The 24,476-nt window shown below is 69.3% G+C and carries 20 protein-coding genes; 11 read left to right on the top strand and 9 right to left on the bottom strand.

The annotated features are described in order from the left end of the window. Position 1 precedes the first annotated feature (1 nt). Positions 2-367, top strand: a complete 366-nt coding sequence (locus tag DIE22_RS21705) for a zinc ribbon domain-containing protein (protein ID WP_124499711.1) — start codon at positions 2-4, stop codon at positions 365-367. A 226-nt stretch (positions 368-593) separates the two neighbouring features. On the opposite strand, the gene DIE22_RS21700 is transcribed toward DIE22_RS21705, so the two are convergent. Then, the gene (locus tag DIE22_RS21700) at positions 594-1,472 is read right to left on the bottom strand and encodes a GyrI-like domain-containing protein (RefSeq protein ID WP_124606078.1); all 879 of its coding nucleotides are present in this window, start codon (positions 1,470-1,472) and stop codon (positions 594-596) included. A 277-nt stretch (positions 1,473-1,749) separates the two neighbouring features. On the opposite strand from DIE22_RS21700, the gene DIE22_RS21695 reads away from it, so the two are divergent. The 4 genes from DIE22_RS21695 to eutC all read left to right on the top strand — a co-directional run bounded on the left by DIE22_RS21695 (position 1,750) and on the right by eutC (position 7,126). Continuing rightward, positions 1,750-3,213, top strand: coding sequence for a mechanosensitive ion channel (locus DIE22_RS21695; protein WP_124499713.1), 1,464 nt, complete (start codon positions 1,750-1,752; stop codon positions 3,211-3,213). A gap of 200 nt (positions 3,214-3,413) precedes the next feature. Continuing rightward, the gene (gene eat, locus DIE22_RS21690; protein WP_124606077.1) at positions 3,414-4,826 is read left to right on the top strand and encodes an ethanolamine permease; all 1,413 of its coding nucleotides are present in this window, start codon (positions 3,414-3,416) and stop codon (positions 4,824-4,826) included. A 111-nt stretch (positions 4,827-4,937) separates the two neighbouring features. Continuing rightward, positions 4,938-6,335 (top strand): ethanolamine ammonia-lyase subunit EutB, encoded by a 1,398-nt coding sequence (locus tag DIE22_RS21685; protein WP_124501581.1) that lies wholly within the window; start codon positions 4,938-4,940, stop codon positions 6,333-6,335. Then, on the top strand, positions 6,332-7,126 hold the full coding sequence (gene eutC, locus DIE22_RS21680) for an ethanolamine ammonia-lyase subunit EutC (protein ID WP_124501582.1): 795 nt from the start codon (positions 6,332-6,334) through the stop codon (positions 7,124-7,126). Before DIE22_RS21685 ends, eutC begins: the two co-directional genes overlap by 4 nt. 30 nt (positions 7,127-7,156) lie before the next feature. Here the strand turns inward: eutC and DIE22_RS21675 are convergent, their stop codons facing one another. Further along, positions 7,157-8,041: a LysR family transcriptional regulator gene (locus DIE22_RS21675; RefSeq protein WP_124501583.1), complete on the bottom strand. Its 885-nt coding sequence runs from the start codon at positions 8,039-8,041 to the stop codon at positions 7,157-7,159. A gap of 146 nt (positions 8,042-8,187) precedes the next feature. On the opposite strand from DIE22_RS21675, the gene DIE22_RS21670 reads away from it, so the two are divergent. After that, positions 8,188-9,795 carry an MFS transporter gene (locus DIE22_RS21670; RefSeq protein WP_124606076.1) on the top strand — a complete coding sequence of 536 codons (1,608 nt, stop codon included), beginning with the start codon at positions 8,188-8,190 and terminating at the stop codon, positions 9,793-9,795. A gap of 247 nt (positions 9,796-10,042) precedes the next feature. On the opposite strand, the gene DIE22_RS21665 is transcribed toward DIE22_RS21670, so the two are convergent. Then, positions 10,043-10,471: a pyridoxamine 5'-phosphate oxidase family protein gene (locus tag DIE22_RS21665; RefSeq protein ID WP_124501585.1), complete on the bottom strand. Its 429-nt coding sequence runs from the start codon at positions 10,469-10,471 to the stop codon at positions 10,043-10,045. 318 nt (positions 10,472-10,789) lie between these two features. Here DIE22_RS21665 and DIE22_RS21660 point away from each other — a divergent pair, with 318 nt between their 5' ends. From DIE22_RS21660 to DIE22_RS21645, 3 genes are all read left to right on the top strand, one after another. Further along, positions 10,790-12,316 carry an aldehyde dehydrogenase family protein gene (locus tag DIE22_RS21660; protein ID WP_124501586.1) on the top strand — a complete coding sequence of 509 codons (1,527 nt, stop codon included), beginning with the start codon at positions 10,790-10,792 and terminating at the stop codon, positions 12,314-12,316. 333 nt (positions 12,317-12,649) lie between these two features. Further along, on the top strand, positions 12,650-13,192 hold the full coding sequence (locus tag DIE22_RS21655; protein WP_124606075.1) for a hypothetical protein: 543 nt from the start codon (positions 12,650-12,652) through the stop codon (positions 13,190-13,192). 185 nt (positions 13,193-13,377) lie between these two features. Continuing rightward, complete coding sequence (locus DIE22_RS21645) at positions 13,378-14,412, top strand: helix-turn-helix domain-containing protein (RefSeq protein WP_124501588.1); 1,035 nt, start codon at positions 13,378-13,380, stop codon at positions 14,410-14,412. Positions 14,413-14,472: 60 nt separating this feature from the next. Here the strand turns inward: DIE22_RS21645 and DIE22_RS21640 are convergent, their stop codons facing one another. Both DIE22_RS21640 and DIE22_RS21635 read right to left on the bottom strand, forming a co-directional pair. After that, entirely contained in the window at positions 14,473-15,567 is a 1,095-nt protein-coding gene (locus DIE22_RS21640; protein WP_124606074.1) for a glycosyltransferase family 9 protein, read from the bottom strand. Next, entirely contained in the window at positions 15,564-17,267 is a 1,704-nt protein-coding gene (locus DIE22_RS21635) for a thiamine pyrophosphate-binding protein (protein WP_124606073.1), read from the bottom strand. The genes DIE22_RS21640 and DIE22_RS21635 overlap by 4 nt, the downstream gene beginning before the upstream one ends. Positions 17,268-17,675: 408 nt before the next feature. Between DIE22_RS21635 and vapB the strand changes: the two genes are divergently transcribed. After that, on the top strand, positions 17,676-17,912 hold the full coding sequence (gene vapB, locus DIE22_RS21630) for a type II toxin-antitoxin system VapB family antitoxin (RefSeq protein WP_124501591.1): 237 nt from the start codon (positions 17,676-17,678) through the stop codon (positions 17,910-17,912). After that, positions 17,912-18,313 (top strand): type II toxin-antitoxin system VapC family toxin, encoded by a 402-nt coding sequence (locus DIE22_RS21625; RefSeq protein WP_124501592.1) that lies wholly within the window; start codon positions 17,912-17,914, stop codon positions 18,311-18,313. Before vapB ends, DIE22_RS21625 begins: the two co-directional genes overlap by 1 nt. A 67-nt stretch (positions 18,314-18,380) precedes the next feature. Here the strand turns inward: DIE22_RS21625 and DIE22_RS21620 are convergent, their stop codons facing one another. The 4 genes from DIE22_RS21620 to gcvH form a co-directional block, all read right to left on the bottom strand. Then, complete coding sequence (locus DIE22_RS21620; protein WP_124501593.1) at positions 18,381-19,769, bottom strand: L-serine ammonia-lyase; 1,389 nt, start codon at positions 19,767-19,769, stop codon at positions 18,381-18,383. 30 nt (positions 19,770-19,799) lie between these two features. Next, the gene (locus DIE22_RS21615) at positions 19,800-20,936 is read right to left on the bottom strand and encodes an alginate lyase family protein (RefSeq protein WP_124501594.1); all 1,137 of its coding nucleotides are present in this window, start codon (positions 20,934-20,936) and stop codon (positions 19,800-19,802) included. A gap of 152 nt (positions 20,937-21,088) precedes the next feature. Then, positions 21,089-24,016: an aminomethyl-transferring glycine dehydrogenase gene (gcvP, locus tag DIE22_RS21610; protein ID WP_124501595.1), complete on the bottom strand. Its 2,928-nt coding sequence runs from the start codon at positions 24,014-24,016 to the stop codon at positions 21,089-21,091. Between the two features lie 61 nt (positions 24,017-24,077). Beyond that, positions 24,078-24,458, bottom strand: coding sequence for a glycine cleavage system protein GcvH (gcvH, locus tag DIE22_RS21605; protein WP_124501596.1), 381 nt, complete (start codon positions 24,456-24,458; stop codon positions 24,078-24,080). Positions 24,459-24,476: the final 18 nt, after the last annotated feature.

The following is a 24,476-nucleotide window of genomic DNA, read 5'->3' as shown; positions in this document are numbered from 1 at the left end:
GATGAGCTTTCTGAAACGGATCCTGGGCGGGCACGGTGGCGGCCACGGCGGTGGGCATGGAAGCGGTCACGGTAGCGGCGGGCATCACGGCGAGGCAGGCCGGGACGGCCATGGCGGCCACGAGGCACGCGGCCGCGACCGTCACGGCTGGGGCTGGCAGCAGTCGGCCGATGTGCAGGGCGGCCCGGGCAGCAACGTGCCGCTGCGCCAGCTCGCCTGCGCGGGCTGCGGCGCCATCAACGCGGCGGATGCGCGCTTCTGCGCGCAGTGCGGCGCATCGCAGCGCGGCAAGGCGTGCAGCCGCTGCCACGCGGCGCTGGCCGCCGACGCGCGCTTCTGTCCGGGCTGCGGCACGCAGGCCGGGTAAGGCTCGATCGCCGGCCGTGTTGCCGGCGTGACAGCCGGTCTTTAAGGACGGCATGGCGTCCGCAACGAGCGTCGTCTGGCACGGCGTGCCGGTTCGCCCCGAGCCCCCGAGCCCCCGAGCCCCCGAGCCCCCGAGAGCCGGAGAGCCGGAGAGCCGGAGAGCCGGAGAGCCGGAGAGCCGGAGAGCCGGAGAGCCGGAGCCCGGCCCGACGCTCAACGCTCAACGCTCAACGCAGCGGCAAATGAATCTCGGTGCGCAGGTCGGCCGGCGCCGCGTCCATCGGCGTATTCAGATACAGCTCGAACGGCGGCGCGTCGGCGGCTTCGCGGCCCGAGTGACGCAGCCAGTCGCCGTACAGCCACTGGTAGGCCGTCTTCAGGTCCGCATACGGCCCCGTATGCAGCAGCACCGCGTACTCGCCACCGGCGACCGTCATGCGCTCGACGGGCGGCGCCGGCTCGACGTCCGGCGCGCCGTCGGCCGGCACGATGCAGGCTTTCGCGCGTAGTTGCGCCTCGGGGGTGGTATCCGGATCGTCGTAGAAGATTCCGATCATCTTCGCACCGGGGCCGATCAGCCCGTGCTGCGCAACCCACGCACCGATCTGGCCGAACGCGTCGCCGACCTTCAGGTACGCGCCCGTATGCGCGACCGCATAACCGTGCAGTTCCGGCAGCCGCCGGATCTCGACCTCATGCTTGACCATGTCTTCCTCTCCTCGCTGTAGCGGATAGATCGGCCGGTGGACCCCGGCGCGCCGGTGCTGCGCGGGCGGCACGCCGTAAGCGTCGCGAAATGCGCGCGCGAACGCGTGCGTGGAACCGTAGCCGGCGCGCCGCGCGATCGCGTCGAGCTGGAGCGCCGTGCAGACGAGATCCTCGGACGCGCGCACGATCCGCATGCGCCGCACCGTCAGCACGATCGACTCGCCGTACAGCGCGCGATACACGCGCTGCCAGTGATACGGCGACAGGCACGCGATTTCGGCGAGCCGGTTCAGGTCGAGCGTGTCGTCGAGGTGCGTGCGGATGTACTCGTGAACGCGGGCGACGCGTGTCGCATAGCGGACCCATGCGGGCGTTTCGGCTTTCGTGTCGACGGTCATGCGTGCGTTCCCGGCAGGAATCGACGTCACGGTAGCACGCCGCCGATTGATAAATCTTGCGGAGATGCGTAGGGCCGATAAATCAGGCCCTGTTTTATTTCGGCGAAATTGGGTCTCGTCCCCGCCGATAACTGTCTAAAGTTAAAGACGGTGAAATCGGGTGATCGCGTCATTTTTCTCGGGTAAGTTGCCAGTGGCGGCAACGCACGGTTTTCGAAGTACGCAGGTAGTTCGTCGATGTTCAATCGCAACGCCACGTTTTTCGGGAGAAGAAGAAATGGATGCTTCCAGCTTCATCACGTCGCTGCAGACCACGCTAGGCGGATACCTGCCGAAGATCGCCGGCGCGATCGGCATCCTGGTGATCGGCTGGCTGATCGCCGTCGCGGTGCGGGCCGGCGCGCTGCGGCTGCTCGGCGCGCTGAAGGTCGATCAGCGGATCAATGAAAGCACCGGCCAGGGCGCGTATGTCGAGCGGATCATCGCCGCCGGGCTGTTCTGGCTCGTGCTGCTCGTCACCGCGGTGGGCATCTTCAACGTGCTCAACCTGTATGCGGTCTCCAATCCGTTCTCGCTGCTCGTCACCCACATCGTCAACTACCTGCCGAACCTGATCGGCGGCGCGGCGCTGACGCTGATCGCGTGGCTCATCGCGTCGCTGCTGCGCAGCCTCGCGAACCGCGCGCTGAAGGCGAGCAAGGTCGACGACAAGCTGTCCGAAAGCGCGGGCATGCAGCCGATGAGCGGCTATCTCGGCGACGTGCTGTTCTGGCTCGTGATCCTGATGTTCCTGCCGGCGATTCTGGCGTCGTTCGCGCTGTCCGGCCTGCTGTCGCCGGTGCAGGGGATGGTCGACAAACTGCTCGCGATCGTGCCGAACCTGTTCGCGGCCGCAGTGATCGGCTTCGTCGGCTGGATCGTCGCGCGCGTGCTGCGCGGCCTCGTGACGAACCTGCTCGTCGCCGCCGGCGCCGACCGCCTCACGCAGGGTCTCGACAGCCCGACGCCGGTGCGCGTGTCGAGCCTGATCGGCACGATCGTCTACGTGTTCGTGTTCGTGCCGACGCTGATCTCCGCGCTCGACGCGCTGAAGATCGACGCGATCTCGATTCCGGCCACCAACATGCTGAACCAGTTCCTCGGCGCGGTGCCGGACATCGTCGCGGCGATCGTGATCGTGCTCGCCACGTTCTACTTCGCGCGCTTCGTCGCGTCGCTCGCGCAGAAGCTGCTGGAAGCCGCCGGCGCCGACGGGTTGCCGGCCGTGCTCGGCGTCGAGCGCGTGTTTTCGGGGATCCTGCAGCCGTCGGTGCTGGTCGCGCGGCTGATCGTGTTCTTCGCGATGCTGTTCGCGTCGGTCGAGGCCGCGAACCGGCTCGGCTTCTCGCAGGTGCGCGACGTCGTCACGCTGTTCATCGAATTCGGCGGCCACGTGCTGATGGGCGGCGTGATCCTCGTGATCGGCGTGTGGCTCGCGGGCCTCGCGCGCCGCGTGATCGAGCAGGCCGACCGCGAACACAGCGTGCTGTTCGCGCGGATCGCGCAATTCGCGATCCTGGGCCTCGTGTTCGCGATGGGGCTGCGCGCGATGGGCATCGCCAACGAGATCGTGCAGCTCGCGTTCGGCCTCGTGCTCGGCGCGATCGCGGTGGCGATCGCGCTGTCGTTCGGCCTCGGCGGCCGCGAAGCGGCCGGCAAGCTGCTCGACCGCTGGTTCAACCAGCGCGGCGGCGGCCAGTGAGCGTCGGCCGTCCGGCCGCCTCGTGCGGCCGGACGGCACGCCGCACGCCGCACGCCGCACGCCGACCGCGGCCGGCGTTGCGGTCAGCGAAACGTCAGTCGTCATCTTTGCCGAATTTCGATAACACGTCGTTTAATGACTCTCTAGCATCGATTCTCAGTCGCGCGGGCCGGCAGGCCGGCGCCTTTCAGGAGAATCCGATGAAAGCAGAGTCGAATGGCCGGCCCGCCGCCGGCGCCAAGTCGTCCGGCCAGCCCGTGCTGCAGCAGACGCTCGGGACCTGGCAACTGTGGGGCATCGCGGTCGGCCTCGTGATTTCCGGCGAATACTTCGGCTGGAGCTACGGCTGGGCGAGCGCGGGCACGCTGGGTTTCGTGATCACCGCGCTGTTCGTCGCGGCGATGTACACCACCTTCATCTTCAGCTTCACCGAACTGACGACGTCGATCCCGCACGCGGGCGGCCCGTTCGCGTATGCGCGCCGTGCGTTCGGCCCGACGGGCGGCTACCTGGCCGGCGCCGCGACGCTCGTCGAGTTCGTGTTCGCGCCGCCCGCGATCGCGCTCGCGATCGGCGCGTACCTGCACGTGCAGTTTCCGGGGCTCGAACCGAAACACGCGGCGATGGGCGCGTATCTCGTGTTCATGGCGCTGAACATCGTCGGCGTGCAGATCGCCGCGACGTTCGAGCTGGTCGTCACGCTGTTTGCGATCTTCGAGCTGCTGGTGTTCATGGGCGTCGTGTCGCCGGGCTTCGCGTGGAGCAACTTCATGAAGGGCGGCTGGTCGGGTGCCGATCATTTCAGCGTCGGCGCATTCCACGGGATGTTCGCGGCGATTCCGTTCGCGATCTGGTTCTTCCTCGCGATCGAAGGCGTCGCGATGGCCGCCGAGGAGGCGAAGAACCCGAAGCGCTCGATCCCGATCGCGTACGTGGCCGGCATCCTGACCCTCGTCGTGCTGGCGGTCGGCGTGATGGTGTTCGCCGGCGGCGCGGGCGACTGGACCAAGCTCGCGAACATCAACGACCCGCTGCCGCAGGCGATGAAGTACATCGTCGGCGCGAACAGCGGCTGGATGCACATGCTCGTGTGGCTCGGGCTGTTCGGGCTCGTCGCGTCGTTCCACGGGATCATCCTCGGCTATTCGCGCCAGATCTTCGCGCTGGCCCGCGAAGGCTACCTGCCCGAATGGCTCGCGAAGGTGCATCCGCGCTTCAAGACGCCTTACCGCGCGATCCTCGCGGGCGGCGTGGTCGGGATTGCCGCGATCTACAGCGACGAGCTGATCCAGTTCGGCGGCCAGACGCTCACCGCGAACATCGTGACGATGTCGGTGTTCGGCGCGATCGTGATGTATATCGTAAGCATGGCGGCACTGTTCAAGCTGCGCCGTTCGCAGCCGAACATGGCGCGGCCGTTCCGCGCGCCGCTGTACCCGTTGTTCCCGGCATTCGCGATCGTCGCGGCCCTCGTTTGCCTCGGGACGATGGTGGTTTTCAACGGGCTGGTGGCGATGGTGTTCGTCGCGTTCCTCGCGCTCGGCTACGCGTACTTCCTCGCGACCCGTTCGCAGCGCGCGAGCGCGCCGGCCGACGTGCTGCTCGAGGAATGAGCATGGCGAACCCGAACGGCCGTTCCTGACGGCATCCGGCGCGCCCCGTCGAACGGGCGCGCCGTCGGCGTTCGGCAAGGATGGGAAAGGACTGGCAAGGAGATTCGAACGATGTCCTATACGGAGACGATCGGCCCGCGCACGTACCGCTTCGCGGACCTGAAGACGCTGCTCGCGAAGGCGAGCCCGCTGCGCTCCGGCGACCAGCTCGCCGGCGTCGCGGCGGCGAGCGAGGAGGAGCGCGTCGCCGCGAAGATCGCGCTCGCGGGCGTGCCGCTGAAGGCGTTCCTGAACGAAGCGGTGATTCCGTACGAACACGACGAGGTCACGCGCCTGATCCTCGACGATCACGACGCGGCCGCGTTCGCGGAAATCTCGCACCTGACGGTCGGCGACTTCCGCAACTGGCTGCTGTCGCCCGCGGCCGACGGCGCCGCGCTCGAGCGGATCGCGCCGGGCCTCACGCCCGAGATGGTCGCGGCCGTGTCGAAGCTGATGCGCAACCAGGACCTGATCGCGGCCGCGAGGAAGCGTCGCGTCGTCACGCGCTTTCGCAACACGGTCGGGCTCGCCGGCCGGATGTCGGTGCGGCTGCAGCCGAACCACCCGACCGACGACGTGAAGGGCATCGCCGCGTCGATGCTCGACGGGCTGATGTACGGCTGCGGCGACGCGATGATCGGCATCAACCCGGCGACCGACAGCCTCGCGGCGATCGTGAAGCTGCTCGCGATGATCGACGCGTTCCGCGAGCGCTACGGCGTGCCGACGCAGTCGTGTGTGCTCACTCACGTGACCAACACGATCGCGGCGATCGAGAAGGGCGCGCCGGTCGACCTGGTGTTCCAGTCGATCGCGGGCACCGAGAAGGCGAACGCGAGCTTCGGGATCTCGCTCGCGCTGCTCGGCGAGGCGCGCGAGGCCGCGTTGTCGCTCGGGCGCGGCACCGTCGGCAACAACCTGATGTACTTCGAGACGGGCCAGGGCAGCGCGCTGTCGGCGAACGCGCACTTCGGCGTCGACCAGCAGACCTGCGAGGTGCGTGCGTATGCGGTGGCGCGCAAGTTCGACCCGTTCCTCGTGAACACGGTGGTCGGCTTCATCGGGCCCGAATACCTGTACGACGGCAAGCAGATCATCCGCGCGGGGCTCGAGGATCATTTCTGCGGCAAGCTGCTCGGCGTGCCGATGGGCTGCGACATCTGCTACACGAATCACGCGGAAGCCGATCAGGACGACATGGACACGCTGCTCACGCTGCTGGGTGCGGCCGGCATCAACTTCATCATGGGCATTCCGGGCGCGGACGACGTGATGCTGAACTACCAGAGCACGTCGTTTCACGACCAGCTCTACGTGCGCGAGGTGCTCGGCCTGCGCCGCGCGCCCGAGTTCGAGGAATGGCTCGAGACGATGGAAATCGCCGACGCGCACGGCGCGCTGCGCGCGGCAACGTCGCGCGTGCCGCTGCTCGCGGGTGCGAACGACTGGATGGGGATTTCCGCATGAGCGACGCCGTCGAAAAGAACCCTTGGGCGCAGCTGAAGTCGTTCACGAATGCGCGGATCGCGCTCGGCCGCGCGGGCAACAGCTTGCCTACCGCGCCGCTGCTGGCCTTCAACCTGTCGCACGCGCAGGCGCGCGATGCGGTGCACCAGCCGCTCGACGCGGACGCGCTGCGGCGCGAGATCGAGGCGGCCGGCCTGCTGCCGACGCTCGGCGTGCAGAGCGCCGCGCCGGACCGCGACCACTATCTGCGCCGGCCCGATCTCGGCCGCAAGCTGTCGGACGACAGCCGCGGGCTGCTGGCCGGCTACGGCGCGGCGCTCGACGATGCGCCGGACGTCGTGTTCGTGGTCGGCGACGGGCTGTCGGCGTTCGCGGCCGCGAAACAGGCGCTGCCGCTGCTGCGGGCCGTGTGCCCGCGGCTCGACGCGGACGGCTGGCGGATCGGGCCGGTGGTGGTCGCGACGCAGGCGCGCGTCGCGCTCGGCGACGAGATCGGCGAGCTGCTGCGCGCGCAGGTCGTCGCGATGCTGATCGGCGAGCGGCCGGGGCTCAGTTCGCCGGACAGCCTCGGCGTGTACCTGACCTGGGCGCCGAAGGTCGGCTGCCACGACGCACTGCGCAACTGCATCTCGAACGTGCGGCCCGAAGGGCTGCCGCATGCCGCCGCCGCGCACAAGCTGCATTACCTGATGACGCATGCGCGCCGGCTCGGCCTGACGGGCGTCGGGCTGAAGGACGACAGCGATGCGCTGTTGCCGCAGGCGGAAGCGGAGCGGATCGGCACGGAATGACGGGGCGACCGTGCGGCGCGCGCCGTTCGTCTACTTGAACAGCCGCTCGCACAGGAAGTCGACGAACACGCGCAGCTTCGGCGACAACTGCCGGCTCGACGGCCACACGATCGAGAACTGCCCCGGCGCGATCCGGTAGTCGTCGAGCACGGTGACGAGCGCGCCCGTGTCCAGCGCGTCGCGCGCGAGGAAGTCGGGCATGTAGCCGATGCCGAGCCCCGCCATGACCGCGCCGCGCAGCGCTTCCATGTTGTTGCAGGTCATCGCGGTGCGCAGCTTCAGCGGCGTGCCGTCGTCGGCGGCGAGCGCCCAGTCCTGCAGCTTCCCCGTGGTCGGAAAGCAGTAGCGCACGCAATCGTGCGCTTCGAGATCGTGCGGCGCCCGCGGCGTGCCGGCCTGCGCGAGATACGCGGGCGTTGCGCACAGCACGAACGCGAACGGGCCGAGCCGCCGCGACATCAGGCTCGAATCCGACAGCGGACCGCTGCGGATCACCGCGTCGAAACCGCCTTCGACGACATCGACCATCCGGTCGTTGAAATCCAGGTCGAGTTCCACATCCGGATAGCGCTGCCTGAATTCGGGCAGCACCGGCAGCAGGAACCGGTAGCCGATCACCGGCAGGCTCACGCGCAGCTTGCCGCGCGGGCGTTGCGCGGATGCCGTCACGGTCGCTTCCGCGTCGCGAAAATCCTCGAGGATCCGCTGGCAGCGTTCGTAGAAATGGCGGCCTTCGTCGGTCAGCGTGACGCGCCGCGTCGTGCGGTTGAACAGGCGCACGCCGAGTGACTGCTCGAGCCGCGCGATCGTCTTGCCGACGGCGGAGGCGGAAATGCCGAGCGCACGGCCGGCCGCGACGAAGCTGAGCGCTTCGGCGGTGCGGACGAAGGCGGCGATGCCGTTCAGGTTTTCCATCGACGGGAGTGGGTTGGCAGGAGGCGGGTCATTGCGGAATTCTAGTTCGTTATATCCGGAGTCTTGCGTGGTTTTTCGACAATTGAATCGGATTTATCTTTTATCGCGCTTGAGGCGCATCCGCGCCCGCTTTTCGAGGAGCGATGATGGATCACCCGTTTTCAGCTGATTCAGCCCGGTCGGCGCGCCGGCGCGCATGGGTGCTGGCTGCCGTCTGCATGGCCGCCGTCGCGCTGCCGCTGTCGTTTTCGGGCGGCGCGGTCGCGACGCCCGCGATCGGGCGCGACCTGCACGGCGGCACGGTCGCGATGAACTGGATCACCAACGCGTTCATGCTCGCGTTCGGCAGTTTCCTGATGGCGGCGGGCGCGCTGGCCGACCAGTTCGGCCGCAAGCGCGTGTTCGCGATCGGCGTCGGCGGTTTCACGCTGATGTCGGTCGCGCTCGCGTTCGCGCCGTCGATGCGCGCGGTCGACCTGCTGCGCGCCGCGCAGGGGCTCGCGGCGGCCGCGGCGCTCGCGGGCGGCACGGCCGCGCTCGCGCAGGAGTTCGACGGCGCGGCGCGCACGCGCGCGTTCAGCCTGCTCGGCACGACCTTCGGGATCGGGCTCGCGTTCGGGCCCGTGCTCGCCGGCGGCCTGATCGCGCACTTCGGCTGGCGCGCGATCTTCGTCACGGGCGCGGCGGCCGGCGCCTTGTCGCTCGCGGTCGGGCTGCCGCGCATGCACGAGTCGCGCGATCCGCACGCGACGGGGCTCGACTGGCCCGGCACGGCCGCGTTCACCGCCGCGCTCACGTTGTTCACGTTCGGCGTGATCGAGGCGCCCGCGCGCGGCTGGACGCATCCGCTCGTTGTCATGCTGCTGGCGGGCGCGGCGCTCGGCGCATGCGCGTTCGTCGCGATCGAGACGCGCGTCGCGCGGCCGATGCTCGACCTGTCGCTGTTCCGGATTCCGCGCTTCGTCGGCGTGCAGGTGCTACCGGTGTCGACCTGCTGCTGCTACATCGTGCTGCTCGTCGTGCTGCCGCTGCGCTTCATCGGCATCGACGGCTTCAGCGAGATCGGTGCGGGCTGGCTGATGCTCGCGATCTCCGCGCCGATGCTCGTCGTGCCGCTCGTCGCGGCGACGCTCACGCGCTGGCTGTCGGCCGGCGTGATCTCGGGGCTCGGGCTCCTGCTCGCGGCGGCGGGCCTCGTGTGGCTGGGCGCCGCGCTGCGCGGCGGCGCGGGGCCGGCGGCGATCGCGCCGATGCTCGCGATCGGCGTCGGAGCCGGCATGCCGTGGGGGCTGATGGACGGGCTGTCGGTCAGCGTCGTGCCGAAAGAGCGCGCGGGGATGGCGACCGGGATCTTCAGCACGACGCGCGTGGCGGGCGAGGGGATCGCGCTCGCGATCGTCGGCGCGGTGCTGGCGACGCTTGCGCACGCCGATTTGCGGCAGGCGGCGGCGGGCACGTCCGATGCGGCGCTGCGGGCGGCCGCGCGGCTCGCGACCGGCGACCTCGGCGGCGCGGCGGCCGTGTTGCCGGGCGTCGAGCGTGCGGCGCTGCTCGCGAGCTACACGCACGCGTTCGATCGGCTGCTGATCGGGCTTGCGGTTGTCACGGTGCTGTGCGCGGGCGTGGTGTTCGCGTTTCTCGGTGCGCGGCCGGCGGTTGCGGAAGGGCGCGGCGATGACGGTGCGCCGCCGCATGGCGAAGCGCCGGCGCGGCGCCGGAACGAACCGGCGTGTGCGCAGGCAAACGGGCGGTGAGCGGTGTATCGGAAATCGCAGACAGTGCCCGCTTATCCTGCGATCACGCGTATTCGCGTACTGACGATCGGCCCCGTGCGTGGATGATCGTTGAGCGTTGAATTGCCGCGCATGCGTCTATCGGCGATGGCGCTGAAGTGCGCCTGTATCGACGACCCGCCCGGCGTATCACGCGGCACAAGCGGCCGCAGCGTCGCGCCGGCTCGTGCATGCCCGCTCTACTGCTGCGACGGCATGGCGCCGCGTATCACGCCAGCGCGAGCGGCGGCAGCGCCGCATCGGCCCGGGCCTGCACACTGTCCACTTCAACGACCACATGGCGCAGCGCATCCGGCCACAGATGCGCATGGCTTCCTGCAGCCTCGTCGATCGTCGCGCGCCCCTGCACGAGCCACGTCGTCTGCCCGACGAAATCGACGAACAGCAGCGCGATCGCCGGATTCACGAGCAGGTTGCCGATCGTGTTGAACAGGTTGTTGCCCGCGAAGTCGGGCAGCACGAGCGTACGGCGATCGGGCAGGTCGACGAGCGGGGCGAACGAACCGTCCGCGCGCGGCTGCCGGCCGCGATACGAGCAATCGCTGTCGCCCGCCGCGTTCGCGGTCGCGACGATCAGGAATGCCTGTGCGCGGATGAACGCGACGGCGTCGTCGCTGAGGGGGCCGGGGTCGTTCATGGTGTCGGTCGGCGCGTGGCCGCTGCGTGCGGATCCGCGTTCCGCACGCAAGCGACATGCCACGCGGCGCGCGGGGCGCGCAGCGACGCGTGCACGGGTGCGCTGTGAAAAAACCGAACACCCGCCGCGCCGCTGTGCCGTCGCGGTGTTCAGAATCGGTACACTCGTTGCCCGTGCGCGGGTACCGCGCCCGGCGGGCGGCCGGACGCACCGCTCCTGTTCCATTCTCGCCCGGTGTGGCACGCATGTTGCATAAACCGAGGCAGCGCGATCCAACCGGCGCTGCATTCACACAAGCACGATGAACAGGAGACATGTATGAACCCGTTTGACCTGAAGCAACTGGGCCTCGACGTCGAATATCCGTATCGTCAGCAGTACGACAACTACATCGGCGGCAAGTGGGTTCCGCCGGTGAAGGGCGAGTATTTCGAGAACGTGTCGCCGATCAACGGCAAGCCGTTCTGCCGCGTGCCGCGCTCGGGCGCCGACGACATCGAGCTCGCGCTCGATGCCGCGCACGCCGCGCGCCGCAAGTGGGGCAAGACGTCGGTCGCCGAGCGCGCCAACCTGCTGCTCGCCGCCGCCGACCGGATGGAAAAGAGCCTGAAGCTGCTGGCCGTGGCCGAGACGATCGACAACGGCAAGCCGCTGCGCGAGACGATGGCGGCCGACCTGCCGCTCGCGGTCGACCACTTCCGCTATTTCGCGGGCTGCATCCGCGCGCAGGAAGGCGGCATTTCCGAGATCGACGACAACACCGTCGCCTATCACTTCCACGAGCCGCTCGGCGTCGTCGGCCAGATCATCCCGTGGAACTTCCCGCTGCTGATGGCCGCGTGGAAGCTCGCGCCGGCGCTCGCGGCCGGCTGCTGCGTGGTGATGAAGCCGGCCGAGCAGACGCCCGCGTCGGTGCTGGTGCTGATGGAGCTGATCGGCGACCTGTTCCCGGCCGGCACGATCAACATCGTGAACGGCTTCGGCAAGGAAGCGGGCGAGGCGCTCGCGACCAGCAAGCGGATCGCGAAGATCGCGTTCACCGGCTCGACGCCGGTCGGCAAGCACATCCTGCGCACGGCGGCCGAGAACCTGATCCCGTCGACGGTCGAACTCGGCGGCAAGAGCCCGAACATCTTCTTCGCCGACGTGCTCGACCAGGACGACGCGTTCCTCGACAAGACGCTCGAAGGCCTCGCGATGTTCGCGCTGAACCAGGGCGAAGTGTGCACGTGCCCGTCGCGGATCCTGATCCAGGAGTCGATCTACGAGAAGTTCATCGAGAAGGCCGTCGCGCGCGTCGAGCGCATCAAGGCCGGCCACCCGCTCGACCTGCAGACGATGATCGGCGCGCAGGCGTCGCAGCAGCAGCTCGACAAGATCCTGTCGTACATCGACATCGGCCGCGGCGAAGGCGCGCAATGCCTGACGGGCGGCGAGCGCACGGCACCGGCGGCCGACCTCGGCACGGGCTACTACGTGAAGCCGACGATGCTGCTCGGCAACAACAAGATGCGCGTGTTCCAGGAAGAGATCTTCGGGCCGGTCGCGTCGGTGATGACGTTCAAGGACGAGCAGGAAGCGATCGAACTCGCGAACGACACGTTCTACGGGCTCGGCGCGGGCGTGTGGACGCGCAACGGCACGCGTGCGTACCGGATGGGCCGCGAGATCGAGGCCGGCCGCGTGTGGACCAACTGCTACCACCTGTACCCGGCGCACGCGGCGTTCGGCGGCTACAAGCAGTCGGGCATCGGTCGCGAGACGCACAAGATGGCGCTGTCGAACTATCAGCAGACGAAGTGCCTGCTGGTCAGCTACCAGGCCGAGGCGCTCGGGTTCTTCTGATCGCCGGAGCAGGTGGCGAAGTGCCGGGGCCGGCCGGGCGGCAGCGCAACGCTGCCCGGTATGGCGGCCGGTTCCGGACGGCGGCGACGCGTCCTGCGCCGGCTTTCCGCGGAAGGTGCGACGGCCGGGCGATGGCTGTCCGGCCGCCGGGCGGTGTCCGCGGCGAGGCGGCAATGCGCTGACGACCGTTCGTCCGGTACTTCGCCGTGTTCGCGTTTCGAGATTCGATACGAGGCGTCGGCCGTGCGTCGCTGGCGGCCAGCCTCGGCAACCGCTCCGGCCGTCGCGCGTTCGCGGCCGCATTGCGCACCGATGGCCCCGACGGAAACCCGCATGGCAGAACCGCCCCGATCCATTTCGCGTCACCCGGTGTTTCACGCGGGCGAACGCGACGCCCATCACCGGTTCGGCGTCGCCGACGAAGCCGAGCGGATGAGCGACGTCGTGACGACGCGGCTGAGCATCGGCGTGCGCCAGTTCGTCGAATCGCAGCCGTTCATGTTCGTCGGCACGACGTGCGGCGGCGCGGCGCGCGTGACCTGCGACATCGTGCAGGGCCTGCGCGACGCGAACGGCGATCTGTGGCCGGTCGTGCGCGTGATCGACACGAAGACGCTGCGCTTCGCGCTGCCGACGCACGGCGACGGCAACCGGATCGATGCGCTCGCGTGCGACGGCAGCGGCGTCGGGCTGCTGTTCATCGATTTCGTGCGCGGCATCCGCTACCGGATCAACGGCCTCGCGACGTTGCGGACCGATCTGCAGGAAGCGGACGCGGCGCCCTGGCGGGCGGGCAGTCCGATCGTCGAACTGGCGGTCGCGCAGGCGTACGGCAACTGCGGCACGCGGGTCGTGCGGTTGAGGCCGGGCGCGTAGCGCGTGGCCGGGCCCCCCCGGCGGCGCAGGCCGCACCCGCGCGGTGCGCGGAACGCCGCCCCCGGGTGCGCCCGCATGGCGCGCATCGGCCGCACGGCGTGGAATGACGGGCTTGTCGCCGGACCGCGCGGTTCGGCACGGGACTTGCGTGATGGACGCGGTCCCGGGCAGGTGAGGAGAACACGATGGATCAACGAGTGGAGTGCATGGCCGAGCCGACGGCCGAAGACACGCGATGCAGCGCGCAGGGTGACGACGCGCTGGCCGGCCAGGCCGTGGTCAGCGTCGCGCACGATGCCGACGAGCAGGCGCGCAACCTGATCGGCTGGCGGCAGACCTACGACCAGCTCGCGGCCGGCCGCTTCGTCGGCACGCTGACCGAGCTGCCGCTCGACACGATGAAGCTGTTTCGCGAATCGACCAGCCACCTGCTGCGGCAGGCGTGCGAGGTGCGCGGCGACGCGTACTGGTTCGGCATCCCGCTGGTCAGCGACGGCACCGCGCGCGTCGATGCGTGCCGCATCGGGCCCGGCGCACTCGCGTTCCGGCCCGGCAACGTCGAATTCGAACTGCTGACGCCCGCGCAGTTCTCGATCTACGGCGTCGTCGTGCGCGGCGACGTGCTGCGCCGTTACGCGGAGGAAGTCGAACGCCGCGCGCTCGACGAGCGGCTGTTCACGCAGCGCGTGATCCAGGTCGGCGATACGCGGCTCGCGCGCCTGTGCGCGCTGCTCGGCCGCCGGCTCGACGGCGCGGCGGCCGTGGGCGGGCCGCTGCCCGACGCGCAGCGCGACGACCTGCAGGCCGAGGTGCTGGCCGCGCTGTTCGACGCGTGCGCGCAACCGGCGGACGACGGTGCCGGCGGCGCGCCGTCGACGCGGCGCTGGATCGTCGAGCAGGCGCGCGACTACGTGCTCGCGCACCGCACGCGCCCGGTCGGCGTGCCCGAGCTGTGCGAGCAGTTGCTCGTGAGCCGGCGCACGCTGCAGTACTGCTTCCAGGACGTGCTCGGCATGGCGCCCGCGACCTACCTGCGCACGCTGCGGCTGAACGGCGCGCGGCGCGACCTGTGCGGGCGGGCGGCCGGCTCGGTGCAGGACGTCGCGGAGGCGTGGGGCTTCTGGCACCTGAGCCAGTTCGCGACCGACTACCGGCGGCTGTTCGGCAAGCGGCCGTCGGAGACGCTGCGCGATCGTGCCGTGATGGTGACGGCCGGGTGAACGGGGCGGCGGCGCGTGGATGCCGCCGCGCGTTCGATCTTTCAGGCGACTTCCGTTTTTCTATTCGGCCGCGGCGGCCGCTTCGCGTGGCGCCGGCCACGGCAATGCATCCCAGTCGATCGCCCGGTAAGCGGCCTCGACCGCCGCGAGATCGTCCGGCCGCTCGCTGCGATGCAGCCCATGCAATTCGGCCGGCACGTCGAGCGCGACCGGCACGCAGTGCGGATAGTCGCGCACGCGCAGCGCCGGCCCGATCGTCGTGAAGCAGCCGAGCGTCGGCACGTCGAAGCCGTCCGCGAGATGCAGCGCGGCCGTGTCGGGCGCGAACAGCACGCTGGCACCCTTCACCCAGGCAATGAAGCGCGCGGTGTCGGTCGCGTCGCGGCTCGCATCGACGTAGGCGGGATGTGCGACGGGGCCGAACCCGACCACCGGCAGCCCGTAACGCCGCACGAGTCGCGCCACGAATGCCGCGCGCAGCGCGGGCGGCACGCTGCGCACCGCGGTGCTCGCGGCCGGGCAGAACAACACGTATGGCCGCTGCCATTCGGCCGGCAGCGCGGGCAGCCGCAGTCGCGCGAGCCAGCGATTGCGCTTCGCCGCGGCGGGCACCGTGGCCGGATCCACGCCCAGTGCGTCGAGAAAGAAGTCGATCATCGGCTGCCGCGCGAACGCGGGCCAGTACAGGTGATTGCCGAGATCGATGCACGGCGCGTGCGCGGGCAGCGCGTCGACGGCATACGGCAGCGCCCGCGACGGCGCGACGACGTCGGCCGCGAGCGCATACAGCGCGTCGACGTAGCGCGGCGCGCGGGCCGGCCGGTACAGCGTGAAGCGCAGGCCGGGATGCATCGCGCGCAGCGCGGCGAGGGCGGTCAGCCCGATCACCGAGTCGCCGAGCGCGACGCCCATCCCGTTGATCACGTGCACGTCCGGCGTGCGGTCGTAGTCGAGCCGGAACGGCCGATGGACGGCATGCAGCAGGCCGAGCGCCGGCGCGGCCGGCACGTAGCCTTCCGCGCGATCGCTGCCGTGCTCGAGGTCGTAGGGCGCGACGAGCGTACCGTCGGGCGCGAGCAGCGTGCCGCGGTAGACGAGCGCATCGTCGTGCGACAACGCGAGGCCGGCCGGTGCGGCGCACATTCCCACGGTCATTCGCCGCGTGCGCGGCGGCCCTGCTCGCGGATCTGCTCGAGCGTCGCGGCCGGCGTGCTGGCGTCCTGCGGGATGCGGATCTCGATCAGCGCCGGCAGCCCGCAGGTCAGTGCACGTTCCAGTGCCGGCGCGAAGTCGGCGGTGCGCTCTACCGTCTCGCCATGCGCGCCGAACGCGCGCGCATACGCGGCGAAATCGGGGTTCGTGAGCCCCGTGCCGTGCACGCGGCCCGGGTAGTTGCGCTCCTGATGCATGCGGATCGTGCCGAAATGCCCGTTGTTGACGACGATCGTGACGATGTTCAGCCCATACTGCATCGCGGTCGCGAGCTCGTTGCCGGCCATCATGAAGCAGCCGTCCCCAGCGAGCGCGACGACGGCCCGCGCCGGATACAGCGACTTCGCGGCGAGCGCGGCGGGCAGCCCGTAGCCCATCGCGCCGCTGGTCGGCGCGAGCTGCGAGCGGAAGTGCCGGTACGCGAAGTGGCGATGCAACCAGATCGCATAGTTGCCGGCGCCGTTGGTCAGGATCGCGTCGTGCGGCAGGCGCTCGCGCAACTGCACCATCACGTCGCCGAGCTGGACGTCGCCGGACATCGGCAGCGGCGCATGCCATTCGCGGTACGCGCGGTGCGCATCGGCGGCCGTGCCGGCCCACGCGGGGGGCGCCGGCGGTTCGAGCGCGGCGAGCGGCGCCGCGATCTCCGGCATCCCCGACACGATCGGCAGGTCGGCCGCATACACGCGGCCGAGCTCGTCGGCGCCCTGGTGCACGTGGATCAGCGTCTGGCGCGTCTTCGGGATGTCGAGCAGCGTATAGCCGCCCGTCGTCGCTTCGCCGAGGCGCGGGCCGAGCACCAGCAGCAGGTCGGCGTCGCGGATCCGCTTGCCGAGCGCGGGATTGATCCCGAGGCCGACGTCGCCCGCGTAGTTCGGATGCGCATTGTCGAAGGTGTCCTGGAAGCGGAACGCGCACGCGACCGGCAGCTGCCAGCGCTCGATGAAGGTGCGCAGGTTCGCGCATGCGTCGGGCGTCCAGCCGCTGCCGCCGACGATCGCGAACGGCCGCTCGGCGCGCGCGAGCCGTTCGCGCAACTCATCGAGCTGCGCGGCCGACGGCGACGCCGCGACGCGTTTCGCGGCCGGCACGACGGGCTGCGACACGCACGCTTCGGACAGCACGTCCTCCGGCAGCGCGAGCACGACCGGGCCGGGGCGGCCGGACGTCGCGACGTGGAACGCGTGGCTCAGGTATTCGGGAATGCGGCGCGGGTCGTCGATCTGCGCGACCCATTTGGCCATCTGGCCGAACATCCGGCGGTAGTCGATTTCCTGGAAGGCTTCACGGTCGAGGTGCTCGCGTGCGCACTGGCCGACGAACAGGATCATCGGCGTCGAGTCCTGGAACGCGGTGTGCACGCCGATCGACGCATGGGTCGCGCCGGGCCCGCGCGTGACGAACGCGATGCCGGGGCGGCCGGTCAGCTTGCCGACCGCCTCGGCCATGTTCGCGGCCGCCGCTTCGTGCCGGCAGACGACCGTCTGGATGCGCGCGGTGTCGTCCGCCAGCGCGTCGAGTACGGCGAGGAAGCTCTCGCCGGGCACGCAGAACACGCGTTCGACGTGATTGGCGAGCAACGCATCGACGAGCAGGCGCGCACCGGTGGTGGCGCGCGGCTCGAGATCCTTGGAATGCGACATGGGCTGCCGTCTCCCTGGGTAGCGGGACGTACAGCTTACGCCCGTTGGCGGGCCGGTGAAAAGTGCCGGAACGTGGATGGTTCGGGTCGCGCGCCCCGGCTTCGGATAGCCGAACGGCCAGCTTGTGCGCGCTTGCACGACGGTGGAAAGTGAGCGCTACGGATGTCGGGCCGGGCGGCTGTCTCGATGCTGCATGCCCGACGGCAGTGGCCGTGATGCACGATATCTACCGCCGGCTCGCCTGCCGGGGGAGGTGAGGCTGGATTGGTGTGTCGCTGTTGGCCGGCGAATCGATGTTGGCGGATCGATCAGAATTCCACGGGAAGGCGTGTTATGTACACACATGGATTTACATTGCGCGTCGCGCTGTATAATGTACATCCTGTGTACATCCGGCGAGAGGTCGACATGCATACCACGAGGGTATTTCGGAACGGCAACTCGCAGGCCGTGCGAATTCCTGCGGACCTTGCTTATGAGCGCAGCGATATCGAACTGGAAATCGAGCGCGTGGGTGACGAAATCCGTATTCGGCCGACACGGCGGCCGTTGACCCACGTACTTGAGAAATTCGCGAAATTCGGACCGGATTTCATGGTCGAAGGGCGTGGCGACCAGGAGCAAGCCGATCGCGAGGGGTTGTGATGCCGCGCTATATGCTCGACACCAACATGTGCATCTATCTGATGAAGAATCAGCCTGAGCAGGTGGCGAAACGATTTGCGCAGTGCTACACGGGGGAGGTCGTGATGTCGGCGATTACGTATGCCGAGCTCGAGTACGGCGTCGCCGCATGTGCGAGTCCTGCGCGGGCGCGTCGCAATCTTGCCGCGCTGATCGACGATATTCCCGTTGCTCCGTTCGACGTCGCGGCTGCGCAAGCGTACGGTCCGGTCCGCGACGCAACCCGCGAGCGGAAGAAGGATCATCTCGACAAATTGATCGCCGCGCATGCGGTGTCGCTCGATGTGGCCCTCGTGACCAACAACGAGCGGGATTTTGTCAGCTACCCGGGATTGCGGCTGGAGAACTGGCTGAACGATTAATGTCCGCTGCTGCGTCCGACGGTAATGCGGGATATCGATCCGCCCCGCATTGCCGCCGGATCCGGCATCAGCACTCGACGATATTCACCGCCAGCCCGCCGCGCGACGTTTCCTTGTACTTCGTCTTCATGTCGGCGCCCGTCTCGCGCATCGTCTTGATCACCGAGTCGAGCGACACGTAGTGCGAGCCGTCGCCGCGCAGCGCCATGCGCGCCGCGTTGACGGCCTTCACCGACGCCATCGCGTTGCGCTCGATGCACGGGATCTGCACCATCCCGCCGACCGGGTCGCAGGTGAGGCCGAGGTTGTGCTCCATCCCGATCTCGGCCGCGTTCTCGACCTGGCGCGGCGTGCCGCCGAGCACGGCCGCGAGCGCGCCGGCCGCCATCGAGCACGCGACGCCCACTTCGCCCTGGCAGCCCACTTCCGCACCCGAAATCGATGCGTTGAGCTTGTACAGAATGCCGATCGCGGCGGCGGTCAGCAGGAAGTCGATCACGCCCTGTTCGTTCGCGCCCGGCGTGAAGCGCGTGTAGTAGTGCAGCACGGCGGGGATGATGCCGGCCGCGCCGTTGGTCGGCGCGGTGACGACGCGGCCGCCGGCCGCGTTTTCCTCGTTGACCGCGATCGCGTACAGGTTGATCCAGTCGACCATCGACAGCGGATCCTGCAGCGCCTGTTCGGGGTTGCCGGTCAGCGCGCGATACAGCTGCGGCGCGCGCCGCTTGACCTGGAGCGGGCCGGGCAGGTTGCCGTCGGCGTCCGGGTTGCCGATCCCGCAGCCGCGCGACACGCACGACTGCATCACGGCCCAGATCTTCAGCAACCCGTCGCGCGTCTCTTCCTCGGTGTGCCACGCGCGCTCGTTTTCCCACATCAGCTGCGCGATCGATTTGCCGGTCGACTCGGTCAGCGCAAGCAGCTCGGCGCCGGTGCGGAACGGGTGCGCCATCTGCTCGGCCGCGCTCAGCACCTTCGTGTTCGGCGCGCCGGCCGTCACGACGAAGCCGCCGCCGACCGACAGGTAGGTGCGCTCGACCAGCACGTCGCCGTTCGCGTCGGACGCGCGCAGCTTCATCCCGTTCGGGTGCTCGGGCAGCGCCTGCCGGTAGAACGCGATGTTCTCCTTCAGCACGAACGGCACCGGATGCGTGCCGAGCAGCGCGAGCTTCTTCGACTTGCGGACGTCTTCGAGCCGCGCGTCGATCGTGTCGGGAACGACGGTGTCGGGCGCGTCACCGAGCAGTCCGAGCATCACGCCGCGGTCGGTGCCGTGGCCCTTGCCGGTCGCGCCGAGCGAGCCGTACAGCTCGACCTTCACATTGGCCGTCGCGTCGAGCAGCCCGTCGTGCTCGAGGCCCTGGACGAACATCAGCGCCGCGCGCATCGGTCCGACCGTATGCGAACTGGACGGGCCGATGCCGATCTTGAAGAGGTCAAACACGCTGACTGCCATTTCGATTCCTGCCTTGCTTTAAGAATAATGCTAGCGCGCCTGCAATGGCAGGCACGCGGCCAGCCACGCCGGCGGCATGACGGATAACTGCCGCGCGACGCGGGCATAGCGCCCGTCGAGCCGCGCGGCCAGATGAAAGAGTTCAGTGGCGTTTTTCGGGTCCCACTGCCCCGCGTAGCCCGGCAAGCCGGCTTCGCGGCGCTTCGCGTCGAACGGCACCGGCGAATTCACGAATTCCTCGTGCGTCTTCTCGCCGAGCGCGTACGGCACGAGCCAGTCGAGCGCGGCCGCGAGCGTCGCGCCGTTCGCGCCGCGCTCGCGCAGCCAGTTGCGGTTGAAGCGGCGCGCGGCGAGCGCGGCCGTCACCAGCGGCTGCAGGTCGTACACCGCGTAGTGCAGCGCATCGCGTTCGTCGAAATCCCAGGTCTTGCCGTCCGGGCCGATGTTGTCGGCGAGATGCTCGACGAACAGCCGCTGGGCGGCGTTCATCATCCTGCGGTCGCCGAGCGTGAACGCGGACAGCGCGATCAGCTTGATCCGGTGGCTCTGCCAGTTGTTGCGCCACGTGCCGGCGAGCGGGCGCTTCTGCGCGTCGATCTGCGCGACATAGCCGGCGCCGAGCTTCGCGATGAACGCCGCGGTCGCGTTGCGCGTCTTGACCGGCAGCGCGCTCGCCGTCATGTCGTACGCGACGATCAGGCTGTCGAAGCGCGTCTCGTCGATCGGGTTGAAGCTCGGCTGGTAGGTCGACACCCACGCGGACAGGAAGCGGTCGACGAGCTGCAGGTAGCGCGGCGCATTCGTCACGCGCCACGCGAGCGCGGCGTCGCGCATCAGCTCCATGTCCTTCAGCGCGTCGGCGCTCTGGTCGTGGATGCCCTCGTGCGGCAACGTGCCCTCGGTGTGCACGCGCGGCATCGCCTTCGGCTGCTCGCCGATGCGCGCGTCGACGCTGCGGATCAACGCCTGCACCCCCGGCTCGGCCTGGGTCGTCTCGCTCGCCTGCAGCGCGGGCGCCGCGCAGAAATTCATCGCCGCGCGCGCGCTGCCGGCCGTACCGAGGCCGGCGGCGGCAAACGACAGCGACGCGACGAGCAGCGGCATGAAGCGGCGCGTGCGCGGCCGCTCCTGCGTTGCACCATGGCCCGGAAACATCGGACGCACCATGCGGAACTCCTTGATTGGCTGGATCGCGTGTGATGTTAGCCGGATTGGCGGACGCGCGTGAACCGGATGACCGGGCGGCGAATGCAAAAACCGCACGCAACCTGCGGTTGCGTGCGGTGTGGTCACGACCGGACTCCGGCGCGCGGCGGGCGTTATGCGTATTCCGACATCGGCACGCACGAGCAGAACAGGTTGCGGTCGCCGTAAGCGTTGTCCGCACGGCCGACCGGCGGCCAGTACTTGTTCGTGCCGAGCGAGGCGACCGGGTACGCCGCCTGCTCGCGCGAGTACGCGTGCGGCCATTCGTTCGCGGTGACGACGGCTGCCGTGTGCGGCGCGTGACGCAGCGGGTTGTCCTCGCGGTCGGCGCGGCCTTCCTCGACCGCGCGGATTTCGTCGCGGATCGCGATCATCGCGGCGATGAAGCGGTCGAGTTCTTCCTGCGATTCCGATTCGGTCGGTTCGACCATCAGCGTGCCCGGCACCGGGAAGCTCATCGTCGGCGCGTGGAAGCCGTAGTCCATCAGGCGCTTCGCGACGTCGTCGACGCTGATGCCGCTCGTGTCCTTGATCGGACGCAGGTCGAGAATGCACTCGTGCGCGACCAGCCCGCCCGGGCCCGAGTACAGCACCGGGTAGTGCGGCGCGAGGCGCTTCGCGATGTAGTTCGCGTTGAGGATCGCGGTTTCGGTGGCGGCGGTCAGGTTCTTCGCGCCCATCATCGCGATGTACATCCACGAGATCGGCAGGATCGACGCCGAGCCGTACGGCGCGGCCGATACCGCGCCGATGCCTTCCTCGCCGCGCGCGTAGCCGCTCGAACGCTGGTTCGGCAGGAACTTCGCGAGGTGCGCGCCGACCGCGACCGGGCCGACGCCCGGGCCGCCGCCGCCGTGCGGGATGCAGAAGGTCTTGTGCAGGTTCAGGTGCGACACGTCGCCGCCGAACTGGCCCGGCGCGGTCAGGCCGACCATCGCGTTCATGTTCGCGCCGTCGACGTATACCTGGCCGCCATGCGCGTGGACGATCTCGCAGATCTCGCGGACGTTCTGCTCGAACACGCCGTGCGTCGACGGATACGTGATCATGATCGCCGCGAGGTCGTTCGCGTGCTGCTCGGCCTTCGCCTTCAGGTCGTCGATGTCGACGTTGCCCTGCGCGTCGCAGGCGACGACCACGACCTTCATGCCGGCCATGTGGGCGGACGCCGGGTTCGTGCCGTGCGCGGACGCCGGGATCAGGCACACGTCGCGATGCGCTTCGCCGCGCGATGCGTGGTACGCGTGGATGATCAGCAGGCCCGCGTACTCGCCCTGCGAGCCGGCGTTCGGCTGCAGCGACACGGCCGCGTAGCCGGTGGCCGCGACGAGCATCTGCTCGAGCTGGTCGATCATCTCGCGGTAGCCGGCGGTCTGCTCGGCCGGCGCGAACGGGTGGATCGCGCCGAATTCGGGCCATGTGACCGGCAGCATTTCCGACGTCGCATTCAGCTTCATCGTGCACGAGCCGAGCGGGATCATCGAGCGGTCGAGCGCCAGATCCTTGTCCGACAGGCTGCGCAGGTAGCGCAGCATTTCGGTTTCGGAATGATGGCGGTTGAACACGTGGTGCGTCAGGTACGCGCTCGTGCGCTCGAGGCCGGCCGGCAGCGCGGCGACGCCGGCGAGGCCCGCATCCAGCGCGTCGACGCCCGGCGCGGTGCCGCCCGCGGCCTGCGCGAACACGGCGAGGAGATCGGCGAGGTCGTCGCGGGTCGTCGTTTCGTCGACCGACACGCCGACTTGCGTGTCGCTCACGCGGCGCAGGTTGATGCGCGCGGCCTTCGCGAATGCGTGGACCTGCGCGGTGCGCGAGCCGGTGTCGATCGTCAGCGTGTCGAAGAACGTGTCGTTGACGGTCGCGAAGCCAAGCTGCTTCACGCCGGCGGCGAGGAGCGCCGCGATGCGGTTCACGCGCAGCGCGATCGTCTTCAGGCCGTGCGGGCCGTGGTAGACCGCGTACATGCTCGCCATGATCGCGAGCAGCGCCTGCGCGGTACACACGTTCGACGTTGCCTTCTCGCGGCGGATGTGCTGTTCGCGGGTCTGCAGCGCGAGGCGCAGCGCGGGCTTGCCCTGCGCGTCGACGGTCACGCCGACGAGGCGGCCCGGCATCTGGCGCTTGAATTCGTCACGCACGGCCATGTAGGCGGCGTGCGGGCCGCCGAAGCCCATCGGCACGCCGAAGCGCTGCGTGTTGCCGACCGCGACGTCCGCGCCCCATTCGCCGGGCGGCGTCAGTACGGTCAGCGCGAGCAGGTCGGCCGCGACGACGACGTGGCCGCCGGCCGCGTGGATCGCTTCGGTGAGCGCGCGGTAGTCGCGCACGTCGCCGTTCACGCCCGGGTATTGCAGCAGCACGCCGAACGCGTTGGCCTGCGCGGCGTCGGCCGCCGGGCCCGTCTTGACCTCGATGCCGATCGGCAGCGCGCGCGTGCGGATCACTTCGAGCGTCTGCGGCAGCACGTCGTCGGCGACGTAGAACACGTTCGACGCCGGCTTGCCGGTGCGCTGCAGCAGCGTCATCGCTTCGGCCGCGGCGGTGGCTTCATCCAGCAGCGACGCGTTCGAGATCGCGAGGCCCGTGAGGTCGGCGACCATCTGCTGGAAGTTCAGGAGCGCCTCGAGGCGACCCTGGGAAATTTCGGGCTGGTACGGCGTGTAGGCCGTGTACCACGCCGGGTTTTCGAGCACGTTGCGCAGGATCACGGCCGGCGTGTGCGAGTCGTAATAGCCCTGGCCGATATACGAGCGGAACACCTGGTTCTTGTCCGCGAGGGCGCGCAGCGCGGCGAGGGCTTCGGCCTCGCTTTTCGGTTGCGCGAACGGGCCGAGCGGCAGCGCTTCGGCACGGCGGATCGAGGCCGGGATCACGGCGTCGATCAGCGCGGCGCGCGACGCGAAGCCGAGCGTGTCGAGCATGGCCTGCTGGCTGGCGGCATCGGGGCCGATGTGGCGTTCTGCGAACGCGTCGTGCGTTTCGAGCGCGGCGAGCGAGAGGGGCGTGCGGTTCATCAGGCGGTCCGGGTGTTCGAGCTTCATGGCGTGACTCTGGTCCCGCGCGGGCCGGCTGGCCGGCCGCGCACGGTTCGGGTAAGGAAAATTAGTCGATCAGCTTGCTGTAGGCGGCAGCGTCGAGCAGGGTGTCGGTCGATGCGTCGGCCGCGAGCTTGATCTTGAACAGCCAGGCGTCGTACGCGTCGCCATTCACCTCTTCCGGTGCGTCGGCCACGTCCGTGTTGATCGCGACCACTTCGCCGGTCACGGGCGAGTAGATGTCCGACGCGGCTTTCACCGATTCGACGACGCCGATGGCGTCGCCTGCCTTGACCTGCGTGCCGACTTTCGGCAACTCGAGGAACACGATGTCGCCAAGTGTGTTCTGCGCGTGATCGGTGATGCCGACCGTCAGCGTGCCGTCTGCCTCGGTGCGGATCCACTCGTGTTCGTCGGTGTATTTCAGCTCGGCCGGGACGTTGCTCATCGGATGCTCCTGGATAAA

It is taken from the genome of Burkholderia sp. Bp9142, from assembly GCF_003853415.1.
Taxonomy (GTDB): Bacteria; Pseudomonadota; Gammaproteobacteria; order Burkholderiales; family Burkholderiaceae; genus Burkholderia.
This window is presented reverse-complemented; position numbering and strand designations above follow the sequence as displayed.